18 protein-coding genes are annotated in these 22260 nt (G+C 44.6%); 4 read left to right on the top strand and 14 right to left on the bottom strand.

All coding sequences use genetic code 11. From position 1 onward, the window contains the following. Positions 1–173: 173 nt before the first annotated feature. Entirely contained in the window at positions 174–1400 is a 1227-nt protein-coding gene (locus IFU39_RS02445; protein WP_192131104.1) for a glucose-1-phosphate adenylyltransferase, read from the top strand. A gap of 120 nt (positions 1401–1520) precedes the next feature. Here IFU39_RS02445 and IFU39_RS02440 read toward each other — a convergent pair whose 3' ends face one another. From IFU39_RS02440 to IFU39_RS02420, 5 genes are all read right to left on the bottom strand, one after another. Beyond that, positions 1521–3020, bottom strand: coding sequence for a sensor histidine kinase (locus tag IFU39_RS02440; protein WP_192131102.1), 1500 nt, complete (start codon positions 3018–3020; stop codon positions 1521–1523). Continuing rightward, positions 3017–3715 carry a response regulator transcription factor gene (locus tag IFU39_RS02435; RefSeq protein WP_017688086.1) on the bottom strand — a complete coding sequence of 233 codons (699 nt, stop codon included), beginning with the start codon at positions 3713–3715 and terminating at the stop codon, positions 3017–3019. The genes IFU39_RS02440 and IFU39_RS02435 overlap by 4 nt, the downstream gene beginning before the upstream one ends. After that, the gene (locus IFU39_RS02430; protein ID WP_192131100.1) at positions 3708–5033 is read right to left on the bottom strand and encodes a hypothetical protein; all 1326 of its coding nucleotides are present in this window, start codon (positions 5031–5033) and stop codon (positions 3708–3710) included. The genes IFU39_RS02435 and IFU39_RS02430 overlap by 8 nt, the downstream gene beginning before the upstream one ends. A gap of 16 nt (positions 5034–5049) precedes the next feature. Then, positions 5050–5775: a phosphonate ABC transporter ATP-binding protein gene (locus IFU39_RS02425; RefSeq protein WP_091020744.1), complete on the bottom strand. Its 726-nt coding sequence runs from the start codon at positions 5773–5775 to the stop codon at positions 5050–5052. An 83-nt stretch (positions 5776–5858) separates the two neighbouring features. Next, the gene (locus tag IFU39_RS02420; protein ID WP_192131099.1) at positions 5859–7049 is read right to left on the bottom strand and encodes an MFS transporter; all 1191 of its coding nucleotides are present in this window, start codon (positions 7047–7049) and stop codon (positions 5859–5861) included. A gap of 207 nt (positions 7050–7256) precedes the next feature. Here IFU39_RS02420 and IFU39_RS02415 point away from each other — a divergent pair, with 207 nt between their 5' ends. Beyond that, positions 7257–8177: an ArsR/SmtB family transcription factor gene (locus tag IFU39_RS02415; RefSeq protein ID WP_091020742.1), complete on the top strand. Its 921-nt coding sequence runs from the start codon at positions 7257–7259 to the stop codon at positions 8175–8177. 49 nt (positions 8178–8226) lie between these two features. Continuing rightward, positions 8227–8991: an HAD family hydrolase gene (locus IFU39_RS02410; protein ID WP_047843374.1), complete on the top strand. Its 765-nt coding sequence runs from the start codon at positions 8227–8229 to the stop codon at positions 8989–8991. A gap of 35 nt (positions 8992–9026) precedes the next feature. Here IFU39_RS02410 and IFU39_RS02405 read toward each other — a convergent pair whose 3' ends face one another. From IFU39_RS02405 to pdhA, 9 genes are all read right to left on the bottom strand, one after another. After that, positions 9027–11366 carry a type IA DNA topoisomerase gene (locus IFU39_RS02405; RefSeq protein WP_192131097.1) on the bottom strand — a complete coding sequence of 780 codons (2340 nt, stop codon included), beginning with the start codon at positions 11364–11366 and terminating at the stop codon, positions 9027–9029. Positions 11367–11491: 125 nt separating this feature from the next. Continuing rightward, the gene (gene fur, locus IFU39_RS02400; protein WP_036613667.1) at positions 11492–11983 is read right to left on the bottom strand and encodes a ferric iron uptake transcriptional regulator; all 492 of its coding nucleotides are present in this window, start codon (positions 11981–11983) and stop codon (positions 11492–11494) included. 231 nt (positions 11984–12214) lie between these two features. Next, a complete protein-coding gene (locus IFU39_RS02395; RefSeq protein WP_091020740.1) occupies positions 12215–13702 on the bottom strand; it encodes a glutamate synthase subunit beta in 1488 nt (495 codons plus the stop codon). Positions 13703–14317: 615 nt separating this feature from the next. Next, the gene (locus tag IFU39_RS02390; RefSeq protein ID WP_192131095.1) at positions 14318–14806 is read right to left on the bottom strand and encodes a dihydrofolate reductase; all 489 of its coding nucleotides are present in this window, start codon (positions 14804–14806) and stop codon (positions 14318–14320) included. A gap of 50 nt (positions 14807–14856) precedes the next feature. After that, positions 14857–15651, bottom strand: coding sequence for a thymidylate synthase (thyA, locus tag IFU39_RS02385; protein ID WP_076328531.1), 795 nt, complete (start codon positions 15649–15651; stop codon positions 14857–14859). A 505-nt stretch (positions 15652–16156) separates the two neighbouring features. Further along, positions 16157–17572, bottom strand: a complete 1416-nt coding sequence (gene lpdA / locus IFU39_RS02380; protein ID WP_036613658.1) for a dihydrolipoyl dehydrogenase — start codon at positions 17570–17572, stop codon at positions 16157–16159. A 3-nt stretch (positions 17573–17575) separates the two neighbouring features. Beyond that, entirely contained in the window at positions 17576–18895 is a 1320-nt protein-coding gene (locus IFU39_RS02375; RefSeq protein ID WP_192131093.1) for a dihydrolipoamide acetyltransferase family protein, read from the bottom strand. Positions 18896–19071: 176 nt separating this feature from the next. Next, positions 19072–20049: an alpha-ketoacid dehydrogenase subunit beta gene (locus IFU39_RS02370; protein WP_076210115.1), complete on the bottom strand. Its 978-nt coding sequence runs from the start codon at positions 20047–20049 to the stop codon at positions 19072–19074. Between the two features lie 101 nt (positions 20050–20150). Beyond that, a complete protein-coding gene (pdhA, locus tag IFU39_RS02365; RefSeq protein ID WP_017688072.1) occupies positions 20151–21218 on the bottom strand; it encodes a pyruvate dehydrogenase (acetyl-transferring) E1 component subunit alpha in 1068 nt (355 codons plus the stop codon). A gap of 256 nt (positions 21219–21474) precedes the next feature. Here pdhA and IFU39_RS02360 point away from each other — a divergent pair, with 256 nt between their 5' ends. Continuing rightward, positions 21475–22209: an alpha/beta hydrolase gene (locus IFU39_RS02360; protein ID WP_192131091.1), complete on the top strand. Its 735-nt coding sequence runs from the start codon at positions 21475–21477 to the stop codon at positions 22207–22209. Positions 22210–22260 lie beyond the last annotated feature (51 nt).

Raw genomic sequence — 22260 nt, 5'->3', positions numbered from 1 at the left:
AAAATAGATATAACAGTAACCATTACCCCAGTCTAGCCAAGTTGAAAAGAAAAATGCGGTGAATTAGAAAATGTTGTACATTTTCAGAATTTTTACAGTAACAATCGTTTCATCTGCTCTACTTTGCGTTAATGATGTACTACAATGCACAATATTTTGGGAGGGAAACGATTATGTTTAATAAAAATTGCATCGCTATGCTGTTGGCGGGAGGAGAAGGGAAGCGATTAGCCCCTTTAACCTCAAGTATCGCAAAACCCGCTGTACCGTTTGGCGGGCACTACCGGATCATCGATTTTCCTCTCAGTAACTGCGTAAACTCAGGGATCGATACTGTAGGAGTATTGACGCAGTACCAGGCGGAATCTTTACACGATCATATCGGTGGAGGAGAACCATGGGGACACGGTAACTCAAGTGAGGCAGGAATCTCCTTGCTTCCATCTTATCATACAGGAAATGACGAATACTTGGGAACGGCGGATGCTATTTATAAAAATATCGACTATATTGATCAACAAAACCCCGAAAATGTTCTAATTTTGTCGGGTGACCATATTTATCATATGAATTATCGTGATATGTTGGAGGCTCATCAAGCCAATAATGCCGCAGCAACGATTTCAGTTATGGAAGTTCCATGGGATGAAGCACATCGCTTTGGGATCATGGCTGCCGATGCTGATTTGCGTGTAACCGAGTTTGCCGAGAAACCGGCTGAACCAAAAAGTAATCTGGCTTCAATGGGCATTTACATGTTCAAATGGGATTATCTGAAACGCCATCTCATGGAAGATGCCGCTAACCCTGAATCCAGCCATGACTTCGGTAAAGATGTCATTCCTCAAATGTTGAACGAAAATAATCCCCTCTTTGTCTATAACTTTAATGGTTATTGGAAAGACGTAGGTACGGTTAAGAGCCTATGGGATGCACATATGGATCTGTTACACAACGAGGAAGACTGGAGTCTGCAAAAAGAAAACTGGCCGATGTTTACTCGCGACTGGCGCTCCAAACCAAGTACTTACAAAGCAAGACATACAAAGATCGAACATGTTACTTCCATGATTCACGACTCTTGTGCAATCGAAGGTCGTTCAGAACGTTCCGTTATCTTCTGCGGCGCAGAAGTGGGTAAAGGCTCTGAGGTTAAAGACAGTGTTGTTATGCCTAACGCACGTATAGGCCGTGGGGTTCACATCGAACGTGCCATCATCGGTGAAGGTGCAATAATCAAGGACGGTGCAATCGTTAAAGGTACGGCGGATGAAATTGTAGTCGTTGGACCTAACGAGATCATCTCTGCCAAACCTGCAGTCCGTACACAACCTGTTCGTATGTTGAAAGAAGTATATGAAAAAAGTGGACGCCTGCGCACTGGTGAACTTTCTTCATAATGAAGTAAACATAATATGTAAAAGGCGAGCCTCAGATGGCTCGCCTTTTTTTGTGTTATGGATGTTATAAAGTGTACATGTTCGATCATCAGGTAGAAAAATCGCTTATCTTTTAAAACCTTAAGACTTTTCTAGATCCGATTTTGTATCGCTTGCTGTTCGCTCATCTGTGACTTCAGCATCACCAGACGCGGTTACAGATTCTTCTGGACCCATCTCCTCAGCCACAGCCGGTAATGTAACCGTCACGGTTGTACCAGATCCAAGTTCACTCTGCATCGTGATGGTTCCCTCATGCAGTTCTACCAGTTCCTGCGTAATCGCAAGCCCCAGTCCCGTTCCCCCATTCTGATGATTCACCTGGAAGAAGCGGTCCCGCACTTTAATTAGGTGTTCCTCACTGATGCCGATACCGGTGTCCTGAACAGCTGCAATGATCTGACCATTCTCCTCTTTGACCGACAAGAAGATCCAGGAATTCTCATGTGAAAATTTGATCGCATTATCCACAACGTTTAAAAAGACTTGTTTCAGTCTGTTGCCGTCTCCATGGACATTATAAGCACGAGTCTCGTCCGTTTCCAACTTGAGATGGACCTGTTTTTGTTCCGCTTTGGCCCAGACATTCAACATCGTTTCCTGTACAATTTCACGAATGTTGACGGTTCCTTTGACCAGCTTCATCTGATTCTGCTGCAATTTGGAGAAATCCAGCATCTCTTCAACAAGTCCAATCAGTCGTTCGGTTTCCTTGGAGATAATACCCATACCGATACGGGTTTCTTCCGGATCATAACCGCCTGAATCCAGTGTCTCGCTCCAGCCTTTGATACTGGTCAAAGGTGTTCTTAATTCATGTGAGATGGAGGAGATAAAATCATCCTTGATCTGATTACTCCGCACAATCTCATGTGCCATGAAGTTAAGTGTTGATGCCAATTCGCCCAGTTCGTGCTTATAATTCCCTTTAACCCTGACATCCAGCCGTCCTCTGGCCATTTGGGCAGATACTGCGGTGATGTTGTTGATTGGACGTACAATGGAATTTGCCATACCAATACTGATGATCAACACTATAGCAAGCACGCCAACACCGACCGCAGCGGCAAGTAGCCCCATATTCAACAGCTTTGAATTCACATCTTCGAGTGATGTCAGATATCGAATAACATAAGTATTTTCGCCGCCCAGATCAAACTTGTGTGAAACGGCCATGACGGATTCTCCAGTATCTGGTTGTCTTCCAATCCAGCGTCCCATATCCCCATTCAGAGCCTGCATAATATCACTGGTTTGCAACACAGCACGGTCAGATTCAAAAGCAGTCGAACTCGCCAATACGCGCCCGTTCAGATCCAAAATTTCCAATTCAGTATTGGACAATGCCAAATTCACAAGGAGTCTGGACAGATTATTGCCATCCTCCGTAGTATTCTCACGAGCGATCGGCTCGAAAAAGTCCTTTGAATTAGAAATGTGGGTACTAATCGTATTGTAGATACTCTCATAATAATACCTTTGAACTGCCAACATAAATACGAATTCGACCAACAGCAGAGCGAGAAAAACTACAAAGAAATAATGTAGTACGATCTGCCGAGTAATGCCTTTTTTAATCATTGCTCCCGGCCCTTCCATTTGTACCCGTGACCCCATACAGTCTGCAGGTATTCGGGCTCGGAAGGATTGTTCTCAATTTTTTGACGCAGACGACGAATGTTGACATCCACAATTTTGGGATCACCCATGTACTCTTTTCCCCATACATGATCTAACAATACATCGCGGCTGAGCGGTGTATTCTCTTTTTCCAGGAAAAACTGAATCAGGGAAAACTCCGTTGGAGTCAGCTCAATGGCTTCATTCTGTTTCTTGAATTGCTTCGAGATCAGGTCCAGTGAAAATGGTCCGGATTGGAACGTAACCTTCGCCGCAGTTTCCCGATGCACGTTCACACGACGCAACAATGACTGAATACGTGCAATCAACTCTGTTGGGCTGAAAGGCTTGCTGACGTGATCATCTGCACCAACGGAGAGTGCGTACACTTTATCCTGTTCCTGAACTTTCGCGGTCAGAAAGATGATGCCCAAACGTTCATTGGTTTCACGGATCCGTCGACACACCTCGAATCCATCAATACCTGGTACCATGACATCCAGCAGAGCCAGATCAATATCCGGTACTGTCTGCAGTATACGAAGCGCTTCATGACCGTCACCCGCTTCAAGCACTTCGAATCCGTTTCTCTTTAAATTAATCACTATAAAACTGCGGATGGATTCTTCATCCTCAAGAATAAGTACTTTACTCATTAAGTTCTCCCTTTCTATTCAGCTGAGAAGTATTGCTCAGTGCATCTTTACCCGCCTCTGATTGTGCTACCCGTGAAGCAATAACCCGATCTTTGGTACGCATAATTTCCTTCCAGCTTTTACCCTTCTCCTGTTCCCACTTGGAAAGGGTGAAATATTTGATCTCTGCTACGGTTTCGTCCGTATCAATCATTTTAAATCGAATATATTTTTCCTTTTCCGATTTGGTATCAATAGTGATCTTACCGTACCACTCTGGTTTGAGATTTAGATGAAATAAATCAGCATCATCCCGGAATTGGAATGAGACAAATTTCTTGCTGTCTTTGCCATCCCATTGATAATAGGTGTAAAACCACAACCGAGAGTCAAATACGTAATGCTCCCAGCCTTTCGGAGTCTCTTTAAGTCCAAACTCAATAATACCATCATTATCAACATCACCGCTTAAAATTTTGTCATCTCTATACGTTTGATCCGGTGATTTGAAAGCATTGACTAACTTGTTATCTTTAACATACATAATTTGCGAGAAGGAACTCCGATCATCCAGCTCGGCATCCAGTACAATGCCCATCTGTCCTTTGGCGATCTCCCCGCCCAGAGCATTATAAACTTCTTTAACGGTATAATCGGTCTGCACCCGATCAACTTCCTTGAAGCTGCCATCTTCGTACTGGTATAACGCAATCGTTGCAAAACCGCTGTTGTTCAGCGAAATGATAACAAAATCACTCTTACCATCTCCGCTCAAATCCAGCGTGTTCCCCTGCGCATCATCAATGATATATTGATTATACGGAACTCCACCCAAGACCTGCTCCAGTGCCCCGCCCTTGTAGGAATATGCAGTCAGGGCTTTCTGCTCCTGCAGACTTACACCAAGAATAATATCTGGATTTCCGTCATTCGTAACATCCAAAACTTTAAAGGATTGCAACTCATTTCCCGGTACATCAAATGTAAGTTTTTTAACCCATGTGCCTCCCTGCTCTTCCAAAATCATGCCATGGATTCGCACATTCTCATTTGGTGTCTCATAAAAAACAATCGCTTCCCGAGTTCCATCCCCGTTCAAGTCTTCCACCCGAATCATGCTGGTATTATTCATATCCTTGGGACGAATCAACGTGCTCTCTGGCGGCAGTTTAACCTGAACCACGTTGTACAGTTTCTCCTTATCGGTGGACATCATTGGTTTTCTCATCAAACCCTTGGGGTCACTTATGACTGTGCATCCGCTCAGAACAGAACCAAGCATAATTGCCATAGTTCCTGCTGCAATGAAGCGTCCCCACCGTGAATTAAACAATCTCATCACTCTTTTCAATAGTTTAAATCTGGTTTTTTTCTTGCTGTGTCAGTCTTCGTCCACGAATATCAAAAGCAATCTTGCCGTCTGCCAATCCCCAGATCCGTGTGGCATGTTTCTCAGCAAGTTCAATTGGCAATACTGCAATGACTGTTGCACGTTCTTCTTCACATAATTTGCGCAGCGTTTCCAGCACCGAATCTGCTGTATGAGGGTCAAGACCAATTACAGGTTCGTCGGCCAAAACCACTTTGGCACCATGAGCAAGTGCTCTTGCAATGGCGACACGCTGCTTCTCGCCACCACTGAGCTTCTCTGCGATTTGATGTGCTTTATCGAGTAATCCCAATCCTTCGAGATAATCCATAGCACCCATATAATCATCGGAACGTACCATACCGGTTACCATTCTCCATACGGGAGTCTGACCCGATCGTCCGATTAATACATTTTTAAGAGCCGTACGTCTCGGAAATAATTCTGGATTCTGTTCCAAGTATGCCCATTCCCGTTTGATTTTTCGTTTTCCAGACCAGCCTTCTTTCAAAATCTCAGCACCATCCACCGTAAACCGGCCGGAATCCCATTTTTCCATCATGGCCAAACATTTAAGTAACATGCTTTTACCACTACCGCTTGAGCCAACTACAGCTATCATCTCACCCTGTTGCATATCAAATCGAATATCCCGTAGAACGGGAACGCGGTCCACGCCAACGGATTTACTCAAGTTCTCTACTCTGATCATCGCGATGTCTCCTCTTGTCCATGTTTTTCCCTACCACTAGTGTACTCGGAAATGGACATCAATTTCCATGCGAACACCAGCTTCTATTTTAACACAGATTCGAACTCAGGTTTACGACGAAATAATATACCTGCCACGCCGAAAAGAAGGTACATGATTCCCAGCAATGTGAACATGCTTCCTGGTGAAATCCAGTTGATCATCTGACCGCCCAGATTCGGTCCAATAATACTTCCAATCGTGAAATGAAAGGAAGCCACAACGTTGGCTGCAGGCAGCAACACTTTAGGCAAAATGTCTGCGGCATAGGCCAGGCCCAGTGAGAAAAAGGAGCCGACCAGGCCGCCTGCGATTGTTAACAATACAAGCGTCCACCAGAAATGCGTACCTGCGACTGGAACCAGCATGAAGATGATTCCTCCGCTGATGCCCGCAAACATTAATACCTTCTTTCGCCCATATCGGTCACTCAACATACCCAAAGGCAATTGAAGGAACAAACCTCCAATCCCGATAAAGGGAAGCAACGACGAAATCTGATCGGTGTCGAACCCAATACGCAGGCCATACACGGGGAAGTTACTATTCATGCCAGCCTCCATATATCCGTATAAGAGTGCTGGTAAAAGTGCATACCAGGCCCATGCCAGACTTCGACGGAAGCGACGTTCCGGCAGTTGGCCATGCTCTGCTTTTTCCGGTTTCGTATTCGGAAGCTTCATTAATACCAGTATAAGTACTGCTGCGATACATATGAACAAGACCCAGAAAGGGACAGCATCACCAAAGCCAAGCAGCTTAATTCCCAGTGGACCAATACTGAATCCGAGACCGTAGGACATGCCATATAGTGATATGTAGCGTCCACGCTTTTCAGGAGCGGTAACAAGTAGCACCCAGAGCTGAGCCGCATAATGAAGTGCGCTGTCTCCTATTCCAACGATCAGACGCAATATGAACCATATTTTAATATCTGGAAAATACGGAAATAGTATTAATGGGACCATGACTAATATCAGGCCACCTACAATCAGCTTTTTGAACCCTAATGCTCCCAATAACCGTTCCGCAACGAGAGTCATGGCAAAAGACCCAATGTACAACGCGGCGGCGTTTAATCCGTTTAAACCTGGCGAAACCCCTTTTTGCTCCAAAAAAATCGAAAGCACAGGCAGCAAAAGCCCCTGACTTATTCCCGCCACCACAATAACCGTAATCAAAATGAGATAGTTGGCTGTCGAGTGTGATAGTTTGGGACGAGTAATCGATGACACGAATTCATTCCTCCTGCGAGCACACAAAGAAAAATCGCCATCGCTGACGACTTTTGTATGGTATACATATGGTTTTAAACTGCTATTCAAAGATCAGGGCTTTGCCCCGGACTTGAACATTATAGTGGACAACGCCCTGCAAAACAAGCCATAATAGAGGTTAAGTCGCTGCGTACATTTAGATGTGACGGGAGGATTCTGCAACATATGGCTTATCATGTGAAAATTGATGTTTCACCGATATATGAAATGCTTAACAGCTTTCTGGTTTATGTCACGAAAAAATGGATTCAGCATCTGGATATTGGTCCTGAATGGATTCTGGAGGTGGAAGGCAAACTAAGTTCCAATGTACGAGCTGCTCTCGCACCTGCTGCCACTTGGCCTTTTGATGATTTTGATGTTTTGTTTGCATGGGCAGCCTATCAAAATGATACATCGGAGAATCGTGATTTCCTGGACATGCTTGCCGGATTGACAGCGGAAGACCTGTTTGAACGTGTGTCTCCTCTTCTGCCGGCTCTTACAATAGAAGAATCTACGCGCATTCGGAACAGTTATGTCCCATTATTGCGACTATGGGATGAAAACTACTGTCAGAATATGAGCGAAGATCAGCGTGTGTGGCTTGAAGAAGATGCCGAAGAAAAACGCATTTTGCTTGATAAAATGGGTCCTGAACTTCTTATAGAATATGCTACAGCGGGCGTTCTTGTTGAACCGATGCCTGGACTGAACGAAGTCATCCTGTTTCCAACGGTGCACAATCGCCCTATTAATATGTACTGTTTCTATGAGGGTATGATGATCATGCAGTATCCCGTAGATGCACCAGAAGAGAATGAAGACCAGCCACCAACATGTCTTTTACGTTTTACCCATGCACTAGCTGATCCCGAAAGACTTCGCCTGCTTCGTTACGTATCGGATGAACCCAAATCCCTCGCTGAGATGTGTGAAGAATTGGGTAAAGACGAAGACACGGTCAAAGACCAGGTGATGGCGCTACGCATCGCAGGTCTGCTACGGACCCATCTGCTCGGAAGTAACCGTAAAGAGAAATACAGTATTCGGCCGGATGGCGTATCTGAGTTGAATATGTTCCTGGAATCCTATATTCGCATTTAATTTAGTTGAACCATTGTGGATTTACTGGCTACAAGGAGTGAGTTAGATCATGAAAATAATGAAACAACATATTTTGTTTGACCTTGATGATACACTCGTATATTGCAACAAGTACTTCAACCTGATTTTGGGAGAATTCTTTGAGAATATGCAAGAGTGGTTTGATGGACATTCTCTGACAACACAAGAGATTCGGGAAAAACAGCTGGAGATCGATGTAACCGGAGTGAACAAGCTTGGTTTTGCGAGTCATCATTTCCCGCAATCCCTGATTGATACCTATCGTTATTTCTCCAGCAAGTTCGCCAGATTAACCTCTCCCAGAGAAGAGTCTTATCTGAGTAAATTGGGTATGAGTGTGTACGATCAGGAGGTTGAACCCTACCCTCATATGGTTGAAACGCTTGAGAACCTCAAAGGTGCCGGACATTCCCTCTACTTATATACTGGCGGCGAAACCGTGATCCAACAGCGCAAGATTGATCAGATGAAACTCTCGGCTTATTTTGATGATCGGATCTATATCCGACAACACAAAAACGTCGAGGCACTGGAAGGCATTCTGTCTAACGGTCCGTTTGATCGTCGTGCAACTTGGATGATCGGTAACTCACTGCGGACAGACATTATGCCCGCGGTAAAAGCCGGAATTCACAGCATTTATATCAAACAACCAAATGAATGGCAATACAACATCGTGGAACTTCAACCTAATCCGGAAACATCGATGTATACCATCACTGCACTGGAAGAGGTACCAAAAGTCATACACGAAAATATACAACAGCAGCAACAAAAAAGGACCCTTGGATAAGGGTCCTTTTACTGTATGTTAACTGTTAACTAACATCAAGCATCCTGTTTCTCACCAGATAACTTGCCTGTTACTACGTCCTGCAAAATAATCCGTGCCTTCACCGTACTCCCGTCTTTTCGTTTGAACGACAGTACTTGGGTACTGCCCTTCTCAATCAGCGATTTTAACATCGTACTGGTGATTTTCTTGCCTGCATACTCTTTCCAGACCACAAATGAACAGCCTTCCTTGAAACGTGAGCATCCATAACCCTTCTTGCCCTCTATAATCTGACCCGTACAGCCGGGAGAAGGACAAGGTGCCAGTAACTCTCTCACTCCGGTTGGGCTCGCAGTTGAGGAAGGTGCCTTGGTGGTCGTGCTTTTCCCACTGCCAGCTCTGGACGAAGATGCCGAAGTCTGACGGGACGTTTTTACAGTTGAACTGCCACTAGCCGTCTTGGCAGATGTCCTTGTATTGCCAGCTTGGGTTCTGGCTCCCTTGCCTTTCCCCCTTCCTGCCCGTGAATCTTCTCCAAAAGCATCTGCTGGAGCAGGAGCTTGTACACGCACTTTCTCAATGATGGACAAGGTGAATTTCTTGACGTTCTCCATGAACTTGTCCTGACCCGCCTCACCTTTGGAAATCTGATATAATCTTCTTTCCCATTGCCCGGTCATCTCAGGTGAAGTTAACAGATCTACACCCGCACGGCGAATCAACTCAATAGCTGTTCTGCCTTTGAGCGTTAACTGCATTTTCTTCCCTTGCAGCGTAATGTAACCTACGTTTTTGAGGCGTTCAATTGTAGCCGCACGTGTAGCCGGAGTACCCAGACCACTATCTTTCATCGCATCTCGCAGCTCTTCATTCTCGATCTGCTTGCCTGCACTCTCCATCGCTTTGAGCAATGTTCCCTCGGTATAACTTTTGGGAGGCTGGGTCGCCTTCTCCTTGAACTCACTCTTCGTACATTGAACAGGCAATTCAGGTTGTACAGCAAAAGCCTTGTCCGTCCACTCTTCAGCTTCCTCATCCTCATTGCCGTTTTTCTTGGTCTTTTTCTTGCCTGCACCGCTCTGTTCCTGATCTCCAGAACCAAGAACCACTTTCCATCCGAGGGACAGCAGCTCTTTGACAGATGTCTTAAACTGATGTTTCTCCACTTCGGTGAGCACGGTATGTTGCTTATACTCCGCCGGAGGATAAAAGTGAGACAAGAAACGTCTGACAATCAAATCATAGATGTTCTGCTCATCCTTGGATAAGGTACCTGGTCGCTTCAAAGTAGGTAGGATCGCATGGTGATCCTCAACCCTGCTCGGATTACATACCCCTTTATTATTCTTATGAACAAGCTCTGGCTTGGCCCCTTGCGCAAGCTCACTATAGGTACCATTTTTAAGCAGGTTTAGTGTTTTGTGCATACCTTCAATATTCTGTTCTGTAACATAGTTGGAGTTTGTCCGCGGATACGAAATCACCTTGTGTTTTTCATACAAGGCCTGTGCAATATCCAGTGTTTTTTTGGCTCCATATCCGAACTTGGCATTGGCTTCACGCTGTAAAAGGGTCAGGTCATACAAACGATACGGATACTCCTTCGTCTGCTTTGCTTCGTATTTGGTAATTTGCCCTGTCTTGCCCTTCACACTGGCTGCAATGGCCTCTGCTGCCTCGGCATCGGTCAACTTATCTCCCTGACGCAGTCCCCGGTACTCGACACCTTCCTGCCGAAACCAGGCGGCTACTTCATAAAAGGTCTGTGACTGGAACGCTTCAATCTCTATCTCCCGATCGTAGATTAGCGCGAGTACGGGCGTCTGAACACGGCCTACGGACAACAATGCATTATGGCGGGTTGTAAACGCCCGCGAGGCATTCATGCCGATCAGCCAATCAGCTTCACTTCTGGCGCGAGCAGCATGGGTCAGATTTTCAAATTCAGAGGCATCCTTCAGACCATCAAAACCACGTCTAATGCTCTCTGCTGTCAAATCCGATATCCATAAACGCTTTACAGGCTGACGCAGCTTCAATTGCTGTTGTATGAGGGCGAAGATGTACTGACCTTCTCTCCCTGCATCGCAAGCATTAACGATCGCTGAAGCCCGTTTTGCCAGTTCTCCAATCATTTTAAGCTGATCTTTTGTCCTCGGATTGGGTACAATCTTGAACTGATCGGGTATGATTGGCAGGTCCGCTATATTCCAGCGTTTGTACTTTGTATCATAGGCATCCGGTTCAGCCAGTCCAAGCAAATGCCCTATCGCCCAAGTGATGATGTAATGCTCACCCTCCAGATACGTGCGATTGTTCTTGGCCTTTGGTTCTATGACGGCGGCAATGGTTCGACCCATGTCGGGTTTTTCCGCTATAACCAGTGTCTTCATCCGTCCATCTCTCCTCCTTCACCGTCCGCATGACGGCAAAAAGGGGCATTCCGCCGACGGAAGCCCCTTGCTTCTGAAACTCATTATATCAGATTTTGGATTCGGGAGCACCTTCCCGAAATGAATTATCCTGCTGCTTGTTCTTTTAATACATGTTTTTGTCTGCACTCTTTGCATACACCCTGGAAATCCAGACGATGATCCGTAACAGCAAAGCCATACTGACGCTCGATTTGTTGTTCCAAACGAAGCAGACCATCTTCCATAATCTCTTCCACTTTACCACATTCTGTACAGATCAAATGATGGTGGTGATGGGAGCCGTCTGTACTTCGCAGGTCAAAACGTGCAGCACCGTCACCAAAGTTAATCTTTTCAACGACCTGAAGGTCACTCAGCAATTCGAGAGTGCGGTATACGGTAGCCAATCCAATCTCAGGGAACTGCTCCTTAACCAGGAGAAATACTTCCTCTGCGCTAAAATGATCCTTTTCATGTTCAAGCAATACACGTACAGTAACTTCCCGTTGTTGTGTTAACTTATATCCTTTTTCAACCAATTGATTTTTAATGTGAAAGATTTGTTCTGAAATGGACTTGTCCCGGTTACTTGCCATAGCAGGTCGCACCTCCGATTTATATTCATTGAAATTTACGTTTATCGTACGAATTCATGGTTTCAGTTAATCCTTATTTATAATCATTATAATATAATAATAAATCTTTATCACTTAAAAAGCAATGATATTGCTCACACTTACATGAAATATGTAGTCAAATTGGTTAAAATAACAGCAAACAACCCTCGCTGATCGCGAAGGTTGTCAATGATATCTTGTTCTATACTTTTACACCAGAACCGAAGCACCCATCAAGTATTTGTCCACTTCACGAGCAGCCTCACGGCCTTCATTAATTGCCCATACAACCAAGCTTTGACCACGACGCATGTCACCTGCTGCAAATACTTTATCCACATTGGTGTTGTATTTGCCGTAACGTGCCTTAACGTTTGTGCGACGATCTGTTGCAAGTCCCAGTTGCTCTACCAACGTTTGTTCCGGTCCATCAAAACCAATGGCAATCATGGCCATCTGAGCCGGGAATACACGCTCTGTACCTGGAATCGGCTGATAAATCTTGCGACCAGTCTCATCCACAATACGCTCGATCTGTACTGTATGCAATTCTTTGAGGTTCCCCTCATCGTCTCCGACAAATTTCGTTGTCATGATGGAGAACTCACGCGGATCTTGACCAAACAACGCTTTGGCTTCCTCTTGCGCATAATCAAGTGTGTATACGTTCGGGAATTGCGGCCAAGGGTTGTTAATGCGATCACGTTCCATAGGCGCTTGTGTATGCGTACCGAATTGAGTGATCGTACGACAACCATGGCGCAGCGATGTAGCCACACAGTCAGATCCTGTATCACCGCCACCAATGACGATAATATCTTTATCTTTAGCGGACAGATATTGACCATCTTCCAGATTGGAGTCCAGATAACTCTTAATGCTGCCATTCAGGAAATCCATGGCGTAATGAACGCCTTTCAAGTCGCTGCCTTCAATATTGAATTCACGCGGCTTCGTTGCACCACCGCACAATACAACAGCGTCATATTCATCCACCAGTTGTTGTGCTGCAATATCTTTACCAATCTCGGTGTTCGTAATGAATTGAATGCCTTCTGCTTCGAGCAGATCAACACGACGTTGAACTACCTTTTTATCCAATTTCATTGTTGGGATACCGTACATCAGCAATCCGCCGACACGGTCCGAACGCTCATATACGGTTACCGAATGTCCTGCCTTATTCAACTGAGCCGCAGTAGCTAGTCCCGCTGGACCTGAACCTACCACAGCTACACGTTTACCCGTACGTTTTTCAGGAGGCTCCGGAACCACCCATCCTTCTTCGAAACCTTTTTCAATAATTGCTTCTTCAATCGTTTTGATGGTTACAGGCTGACCAATTAAGCCAACTGTACATGATCCTTCGCAAGGAGCTGGACAGATGCGACCTGTAAACTCTGGGAAATTATTCGTTTTGTGAAGGCGTTCAAGTGCTTCTCTCCACAGTCCGCGATATACAAGATTATTCCATTCTGGAATCAGGTTATGCACGGGGCAACCTGACGTGCCACCAATCATATCTATACCTGTATGGCAATACGGGGTACCACAATCCATGCATCGTGCACCTTGTGTTCTGAGCTCTTCTTCAGCCATGTGTTTATGAAACTCTTCCCAATCCTTAATCCGCTCCGCTGGCTCACGATCTGTTGGCAGTTGACGTTTGTATTCCATAAATCCAGTAGGTGTAGACATCTTACGTTTTCCCCCATCCGTTCTTGTCTTAATCCCTTCATGTGCATGGTTCTATATGAAATGGATTACTCATTACTTGAGTTTTTGTCTATTGTATCACAAAATCTTCTCGAAGATATTTCAATTATAGTAGCATTTACTGTACTGAATATTAAATGGATTATCCGCATAATTATTTGTATTTTATACATCATATCTTTCAAGTCTACCCATGGTCAATACCCTTATTTTGGTGTTAAATGCGGTTCTGAACTGCGGAATCTGGTGTGTGTTAAAGAAACAAAAGGTCGAAACGTTAAGTGAATGTTAGATAATTTATCATCAAATCCAACATATTTTGCTATAAATCGTTCTCAATTCCGAATATCAGACTCGTTTTAGGGCTTCACAACGTTAAAACCTCAAAACTTTTACACTTTTTTACTGTTTAATACTTGGTCGTATGTATATTATACATAAATACCAATTAATCATGTTATATTAATGTTATATGTATTCCAATTTAAACAAGTGACTCTTTTTTTATAAAAGAAAAGACGCTGTTCACGAATATTTCGCAATCAGCGCCTCTCATCATACAAATACGACCGAAGTCAGGAATTTCTTATGCCACATTTACCGTTTACGTTCGTAAAATTCAAATGTATACGCATGAACATTTTTTTCATCCTGTTCGCCTTCAATCTGTTCAATCAGTTCCCATTCGGACCAGTCCACTTCAGGGAAAAACGTATCTCCCTCAAAATTCTCATGAATTTTGGTCACCACAAGACGATCTGCAAGTGGCAGGAACTCACGATACACTTGGGAACCCCCAATTACGCATAGTTCCTCACCTTTGGTTACACTCAGACCCTCTTCAATCGTATGTACGATTTCAGCCTGTTCCACCTTGTAGTTCAGATCTCTTGTCACTACGATATTACGACGCTGAGGAAGCGGCTTACCACCAAAAGATGCCCACGTATTACGTCCCATGATAATCGTTTTGTTTAATGTACGTTGTTTGAAAAAGGCCATATCCTTGGGTAAACGCCATGGAATCGAATTATTTAATCCGATCACGCCGTTCTCCCCCATTGCCCATACCAATTCAATACTCAAGGGTAATACACTCCTTCAATCCAAGTCTCTTGTCGAGATTGAACACATAATTAGACTGCAATTGGAGCTTTAATGCCCGGATGATGCTGATAGTTCTCAAACTCGAAATCTTCAAACTTATAATCAAAAATAGAATCCGGCTTACGTTTGATTACCAGCTTAGGTAAAGCATAAGGTTCACGCTCCAGCTGAGTTTTGACCTGATCAACATGGTTGGAATAGATGTGAACATCCCCACCAGACCAGATGAAGTCACCCACCTCAAGGTCACATTGCTGCGCGATCATATGAGTCAAGAGCGCATAACTCGCGATGTTAAACGGCAATCCGAGGAACGTATCTACGGAACGCATCGTAAGCATACATGATAATTTACCCTCTGCAACGTAAAACTGAAACGCAAAATGACAAGGTGGAAGCTTCATATTGTTGATCTCAGCCACATTCCATGCGCTGACAAGGTGACGACGCGAATCCGGATTATTTTTGATCGAATCAATGACTGCAGAGATCTGATCGATCTTCTCCCCATTAGGTGCTTCCCAAGTACGCCATTGTGAACCATATACCGGACCGAGGTCCCCATTTTCGTCCGCCCAGTCGTCCCAGATCTTCACACCGTTTTCTTTCAAATAAGATATATTGGTATCGCCACTCAAAAACCACAACAGTTCATGAATAACCGATTTGAGATGAATTCGCTTGGTTGTTACCAGCGGAAATCCTTCGGAGAGATCATAACGGAGCTGTCTGCCAAATACAGATTGTGTTCCTGTTCCTGTACGGTCTCCTTTATGCACGCCGTTGTTCAGAATATCCTGCAATAAATCGAGATAGTTTTTCATGTTGATATCTCCTCACACTTTTATTCGTACTAAACTAAAGATTATTTACACTTACCACTCCGATGACAGAACAACCTTCCGATCGCTGTTATCCCCAGATTTTTTTTGATTTCCTTTTCCAAAGGTAAAATCCGGTGATAAAGGCGAAGCGTATGCTTCCGATGCAGCTTTCTTTCAGAAAGCTTTTAGCTCCGCTTCTTCAGGTTCTTTCTGTCCTCTACGTTCTCGTGTAAAAGATTAATTTAACTTAAATACTAAATACATAGACCGTGATTGGCTTGGAGCCACATCATAACTGATCATTACTACAGTGTACCACAATTAAGTTGTTGGATAAAATCAATTCACTAAAACTTGTGAGCGTGTAAATTTTCATCATATTACATACATGAGTATCTTAAATTTCTCGGCTCTTGCTCAGAAAAAAGAGACGAATAACGCGTTAACGTCATTCGTCTCTTCTGATATACGTATAATGCCGGACGGATCCGAAACTTAGATGATCTTAACGGGAGATGATGTGGATCGGGTGACCCATAACCAATTCCGCAGCTTCCATCACGATTTCGCCCAAAGTTGGGTGAGCGTGAATTGTGAGAGCCAGATCTTCCAAAGTAGCGCCCATCTCAATTGCCAAACCAAGCTCAGCAATCAGGTTGGAAGCTTCCAGACCTACGATTTGGCAACCCAATACAAGGCCGCTTTCTTCGTCAGCTACGATTTTCACGAAGCCTTCAGCGTGGTTCAAAGATACAGCACGGCCGTTACCCGCATAAGGGAATTTACCAGCTTTTACTTTGTAACCTTTTTCTTTAGCTTCTTTCTCAGTGTAACCTACGCTGGAACACTCTGGATCTGTGAACACAACAGCAGGCATACATTTGTAGTCAACTACAGATGGTTGTCCTGCGATTGCTTCAGCAGCCACTTTACCTTCATAAGAAGCTTTGTGTGCCAGAGCCAGACCAGATACGATGTCACCGATAGCGAAGATGTGAGGAATGCTGGTACGACCTTGGTGGTCAACTTTGACAAAACCACGCTCGTCAACGTCAACACCAATCATGTCGAGACCAAGTTCTCCATCTGTGTTTGGACGACGCCCAACAGTTACCAGCAGGTAATCTGCAGTTACTTCTTTGGACTCACCATTTACAGAGTACTTAACAGTTACATCTTTATCCGTTTGCTCAGCACTTTCAGCTTTTGCACCCGTTACGATTTCGATGCCTGTTTTCTTCATGTTTTTAGCCACGAGGCTAGTCATGTCTTTATCGAAACCTGGCAGTACTGTATCCAAACCTTCGATGATTGTTACTTTCGCACCGAATTTGGAGTACATTTGACCAAGCTCAGCACCGATATATCCGCCACCGATAACGATCATGCTTTTTGGTACTTCAGGCAAGTTCAGAGCTTCTGTCGAAGACAGAATACGTCCGCCAAACGGGAAAGGTTTCAGTTCGATTGGACGGGAACCTGTTGCAATAATTGCATTTTTAAATTTGTAACGCGGAGACTCGTGGTCATTGAATACACGAGCTTCGTTTTCGTTGATGAACATGCACTCACCGTTGAAAACTTCAACTTTGTTGCCTTTGAGCAAACCAGCTACGCCGCCAGTCATTTTCTTAACAACGCCGTTTTTGAACTCTTGAGTTTTGCTGAAGTCCACTTTTACGTTCTCAGCAGAGATACCAAAAGCTTCACCGTGAAGTGCAGACTCATATTGGTGTGCAGCAGAGATCAGGGCTTTGGATGGAATACATCCACGGTTCAAACAAACACCGCCCAGTTCGGATTTGTCTACGATCAATACGCTTTGGCCCAGTTGAGCAGCGCGGATGGCAGCTACATAGCCGCCAGGACCCGCACCAATTACCAATGTGTCGATATTGAGAGAAGCGTCGCCTACTACCATATCTTACACCTCCATAACAAGCAGCTCAGGGTTAGCGAGCAGCTGTTTAATGTAATTCATAAAGTTTTGTGCTGTTGCGCCATCGATGATACGGTGGTCAAAGCTCAGGGAAAGAGCCATTACAGGTGCTGCAACTACTTCGCCGTTTTTGATCACTGCTTTTTCGCTGATGCGTCCTGTTCCGAGAATAGCAACTTCAGGGAAGTTGATGATTGGAGTGAAGAACATACCGCCAGCAGAACCAATGTTACTGATGGAGATTGTGCTTCCTCTCATTTCATTCGCGCTCAATTTGCCCTCACGACCACGAGCAGCCAAATCACGGATAGAATCAGCAATCATCCAGATGGATTTACGATCAGCATCTTTGATAACAGGAACGATCAAGCCGTTGTCTGTATCTGTAGCGATACCGATGTTGTAGTATTTTTTGTAAACAATTTCGTTAGCTTCTTCATCAATCATAGCGTTCAGAGCCGGGAATTGGCGGGAAGCCGCAACCAGTGCTTTAACGATGAATGGCAGATAAGTAACTTTTGTTCCTTTTTTCTCTGCAATTGGTTTCATGCGAGTACGGAAAGCAACCAATTCAGTTACGTCCACTTCGTCCATGATTGTAACGTGAGGTGCTGTGTAAGCCGATTTAACCATTGCATTAGAGATCGCTTTACGGATACCTTTGAATGGTACGCGCTCTTCTTCAAGGTGTTGATCAGCTGCAGCCGCTGCTGGTGCGGATTTTTTCTCTTCTTGAGCCGGAGTTTCGGAAGATGCCGCTGCGGAAGAACCGCCACCGTTTTTGAAGGATTCAACATCTTCTTTGGTTACTTTACCGTTGTTGCCAGTTCCGTTAACCTGTGCGATGTCTACACCTTGTTCGCGAGCAAATTTACGCACGCTTGGTGTTGCCAGAACGTCTTTGGCAGGTACTGCCGGAACGCTGTTGTTGCCGCCTTCTTTAGCTGCATCCGAGCTGGAAGCTGCTGCAGAAGAACCGCTTGTGTCAGCTCCGCCTTGCGCTGCATCTTTCTCTTGCTCGCCTTGATCGCCAGCAGGAGCGTCGTCTTGCTCAGGAAGTTCGCCTTCTGCATCGATGATCGCTACAACTTCACCAACGTGGCAGACTTGACCGTCTTTAGCGAATACTTCTGTAACTGTTCCGTTAACCGGACAAGGTACTTCTACAACCGCTTTGTCGTTCTGTACTTCCATGATGATGTCGTCGTCAGTTACTTTGTCACCGACTTTGATGTGCATCTTGATGATTTCGCCTTCGTGCAGGCCTTCGCCCAATTCAGGGAATTTATATTCAAATTTAGCCAACTGAAAAACCTCCTTGATTATGTGCTCAATCCTGAAAACAACCCTTAACTCCAAGAAACAACTGTTACTGCTAATGCAAATAACTGTTACTCAAGGGGCTAATGGCTGTTTACAGTGCAGCTTGCGCTGCGGTGTGAATCACCATACTGCGCCTTGCGGCATGTCAGATGATTAAATTAGAAATTTACGACTTTGTTAACCGCAGCAACGATACGCGCCGGGTTAGGCAGCCATGTATCTTCGATTTGTGCAAATGGATATACAGTGTCCGGACCAGCTACACGCAGAACCGGTGCTTCCAAGTGCAGGATTGCTTTTTCATTGATTTGGGCAATGACTTCAGCTGCAACACCTGCGCTCTTTTGAGCTTCCTGTACAACAATTGCACGGTTTGTTTTCTTAACAGAAGCAACGATAGTATCGATGTCGATCGGGCTAACCGTACGAAGGTCGATAACTTCAACTTTGATTCCTTGTTTTTCGAGTTCATCTGCTGCTTTCACAGAAGTGTGAACCATCATACCGTAAGTAATGATTGTTACATCAGAACCTTCACGAACAACGTTCGCTTTACCCAACTCAACAACGTAATCTTCTTCAGGCACTTCTGCACGGAAAGCATGGTACAGGTTCAAGTGCTCCATGAAGAATACAGGGTCGTTATCGCGAATAGAAGCGATCATCAGACCTTTTGCATCGTATGGGTTAGAAGGAACAACGACTTTGATACCTGGTGTTTGCGTGAGCAGACCTTCCAGGGAATCTGTATGCAATTCTGCCGCTTTTACACCGCCACCGAATGGTGTACGGAATACGATTGGAGAATTGTATTTTCCACCGGAGCGGAAACGCATACGAGCAGCTTGCACTACCATTTGGTCAAGCGCTTCGAAGATAAAACCAACGAATTGGATCTCAGCAACCGGACGGAAGCCTTGAACACCCAGACCTACAGCCAGACCACCAATAGCGGACTCAGCCAGTGGTGTATCAAATACACGCTCTTCGCCAAACTCTTTTTGCAGACCTTCCGTTACACGGAAAACGCCGCCTACATTACCTACGTCTTCACCGAAAAGCAGAACGTTAGGATCACGTTTCAACTCCACGCGAAGCGCATCACGGATTGCTTCTTTCATGTTCATTTGTGCCATTTGCTTCATTTCCTCCTTAAACATTGACAGTTCACATTTGAATTCGTACATGTATACCGGGACATTAAAGTCGCGGATGTTTATGCTTTATCGGAAAAAACTTATTGGAAATCAGCTTTTTGCTCTTCCAAGTGCTTAGGCGTTTGTTCGAACATGCTGTCGATCAAGCCTGAAATCGTCATTTTCTCGGTTTTTTCCGCTTTTTTGATCTCTTCATTTACTTTAGCTTTGGCTTCTTCTTTCACACGTGCTGTATCTTCTTCAGTCCAAAGACCTTTTTTCTCCAGATATTTAGCGAAACGTGCGATAGGATCTTTAGCAGACCATTCTGCCTCTTCTTCTTTTGTACGATACTTGGAAGCATCATCCGAAAGGGAGTGAGGACGGAAACGGTATGTTACTGCTTCGATCAATGTTGCGCCTTCTCCGTTACGTCCACGCTCAGCAGCTTCCTGAACAGCTTTGATAACAGCGAAGATGTCCATACCGTCAACTTTAACACCTTTGATACCTGCTGCTACCGCTTTGTGAGCGATGGACAGAGCTGCTGTTTGTTTAGCAAAAGGAGTTGTGATGGCATAACCATTGTTTTGTACGAAGAAGATAACAGGCAGTTTGTATACACCAGCGTAGTTCAGACCTTCATAGAAGTCACCTTCAGAAGAACCGCCATCACCTGTGTATGTGATAACAACTTGTTTTTGTTTCTTCAATTTGTAACCCATAGCGATACCCATTGCATGCAGAATTTGTGCACCAATGATGATTTGTGGCATCAATACATTAACGCCATCTGGAATTTGTCCACCATGTTGGTGTCCACGGGAGTACAAGAATGCTTGATAAAGAGGAAGTCCATGCCATACGAGTTGCGGAATGTCACGATAGCCAGGACATACAAAGTCTTCTTTTTCAATTGCAAATTCACTACCAACCATTGTAGCTTCTTGACCAGATACTGGAGCATAGAAACCAAGACGACCTTGACGGCCCAGGTTTACTGCACGGTCATCCCAAGTACGGGTAAATACCATGCGGTACATAATTTCTTTTAATTGATCATCGGAAAGTGTAGGCATCATGTCTTTGTTAACAATTTCGCCGTCAGGAGACAGCACGGACAGAGCTTCTACATCCTCTGTATACACTTCATAAGGAACCTTGCTCATTTTTTTCTTCACCTCAACAAAAAATTTGAATATCAAGTTCCGCTGTTATAATATTATTATACACCTGTTTCACTCCATACGTCAAAGAAATCCGTAATTTTTTTATGTTTCCTGCCGGATTGTATGTATAACAGGGGCTTAATATTGGTATAACAGCATAATACATGATTGCGTGTTTGACCTAACCCCGCACAAGGGTAATCTTACCGTATTGCGCGGTCGAATGCAAAAAATTAACCGAGAAAGGTGACGTTTTATGACGGATTCCCGCTATTTGAAACGCACGATTGTGAAGGAAGAGATTGAAAGTCGCTATCTCAGAGAGAAGCGAACGCTCCGTATTTACCTTCCCCCAGGCTATAACGAATTGCTTAGCTACCCTGTCGTTTATTGTCAGGATGGCGAAGAATTTTTTAATTTCGGACGAATTGCTACAACAGCTAACCAAATTATTCTGGACGAAGGAGCCGAACCTTTCATTATTGTAGGGGTTCAGGTCGATGTGTCTGTGAGAACGCAGGAATATGCTCCATTTGGAGATCGGTTCAAGGCATATACTGCTTGCTTCGCTGAAGAGATTATTCCCTATATAGAAGAGAAATATCCTGTACGCCGTTCTCCGCAGGAACGCATTCTTGCCGGAGATTCGCTCGGTGGCAGTGTTTCGCTTCATCTTGCTCTGTTATATCCGGATCTGTTCACACGTGTGATCAGCATGTCTGGCGCCTTCTACTCTGCTTCACAGGAAATCTATGCCGCAGCTGAAGATCTGTCCTGGCTCTCGATCTGGATGATCGTTGGTTTGCAGGAGACTAATTTCGAGGCAGACACGGGTACGTATAATTTTGTTCAATTAAACAGGGATACTCGAGAATTGCTCGAAAAACGTGGTGCCCTCGTCTCCTACCAGGAGAAAGACGGAAAACACCAATGGGGTTTTTGGCAGAAAGAATTGCCCGAAGCATTACTTTATTTTCTCCAGGAAAGATAAAAGGACCACATTAACAGGCGGCTGAAATGCCGCTATTGTTTTTCATTTTAA

It is taken from the genome of Paenibacillus sp. CFBP 13594 (assembly GCF_014842675.1).
Lineage (GTDB): Bacteria > Bacillota > Bacilli > Paenibacillales > Paenibacillaceae > Paenibacillus > Paenibacillus amylolyticus_B.
Note: the sequence above shows the minus strand (reverse complement) of the source record. Positions and strands in the feature narration are given on the sequence as shown.

What these genes read in the sequence shown, in the direction of transcription:
- lpdA (WP_036613658.1), bottom strand. Translation starts at nt 17,572, where the DNA reads ATGGTAGTAGGCGACGCTTCTCTCAATATCGACACATTGGTAATTGGT.
- IFU39_RS02395 (WP_091020740.1), bottom strand. Translation starts at nt 13,702, where the DNA reads ATGTCTACACCTACTGGATTTATGGAATACAAACGTCAACTGCCAACA.
- fur (WP_036613667.1), bottom strand. Translation starts at nt 11,983, where the DNA reads ATGGCAAGTAACCGGGACAAGTCCATTTCAGAACAAATCTTTCACATT.
- IFU39_RS02430 (WP_192131100.1), bottom strand. Translation starts at nt 5,033, where the DNA reads ATGAGATTGTTTAATTCACGGTGGGGACGCTTCATTGCAGCAGGAACT.
- IFU39_RS02405 (WP_192131097.1), bottom strand. Translation starts at nt 11,366, where the DNA reads ATGAAGACACTGGTTATAGCGGAAAAACCCGACATGGGTCGAACCATT.
- IFU39_RS02425 (WP_091020744.1), bottom strand. Translation starts at nt 5,775, where the DNA reads ATGATCAGAGTAGAGAACTTGAGTAAATCCGTTGGCGTGGACCGCGTT.
- IFU39_RS02360 (WP_192131091.1), top strand. Translation starts at nt 21,475, where the DNA reads ATGACGGATTCCCGCTATTTGAAACGCACGATTGTGAAGGAAGAGATT.
- IFU39_RS02415 (WP_091020742.1), top strand. Translation starts at nt 7,257, where the DNA reads ATGGCTTATCATGTGAAAATTGATGTTTCACCGATATATGAAATGCTT.
- IFU39_RS02410 (WP_047843374.1), top strand. Translation starts at nt 8,227, where the DNA reads ATGAAAATAATGAAACAACATATTTTGTTTGACCTTGATGATACACTC.
- IFU39_RS02440 (WP_192131102.1), bottom strand. Translation starts at nt 3,020, where the DNA reads ATGATTAAAAAAGGCATTACTCGGCAGATCGTACTACATTATTTCTTT.
- thyA (WP_076328531.1), bottom strand. Translation starts at nt 15,651, where the DNA reads ATGAAAAACTATCTCGATTTATTGCAGGATATTCTGAACAACGGCGTG.
- IFU39_RS02435 (WP_017688086.1), bottom strand. Translation starts at nt 3,715, where the DNA reads ATGAGTAAAGTACTTATTCTTGAGGATGAAGAATCCATCCGCAGTTTT.
- IFU39_RS02370 (WP_076210115.1), bottom strand. Translation starts at nt 20,049, where the DNA reads ATGGCACAAATGAACATGAAAGAAGCAATCCGTGATGCGCTTCGCGTG.
- pdhA (WP_017688072.1), bottom strand. Translation starts at nt 21,218, where the DNA reads ATGAGCAAGGTTCCTTATGAAGTGTATACAGAGGATGTAGAAGCTCTG.
- IFU39_RS02445 (WP_192131104.1), top strand. Translation starts at nt 174, where the DNA reads ATGTTTAATAAAAATTGCATCGCTATGCTGTTGGCGGGAGGAGAAGGG.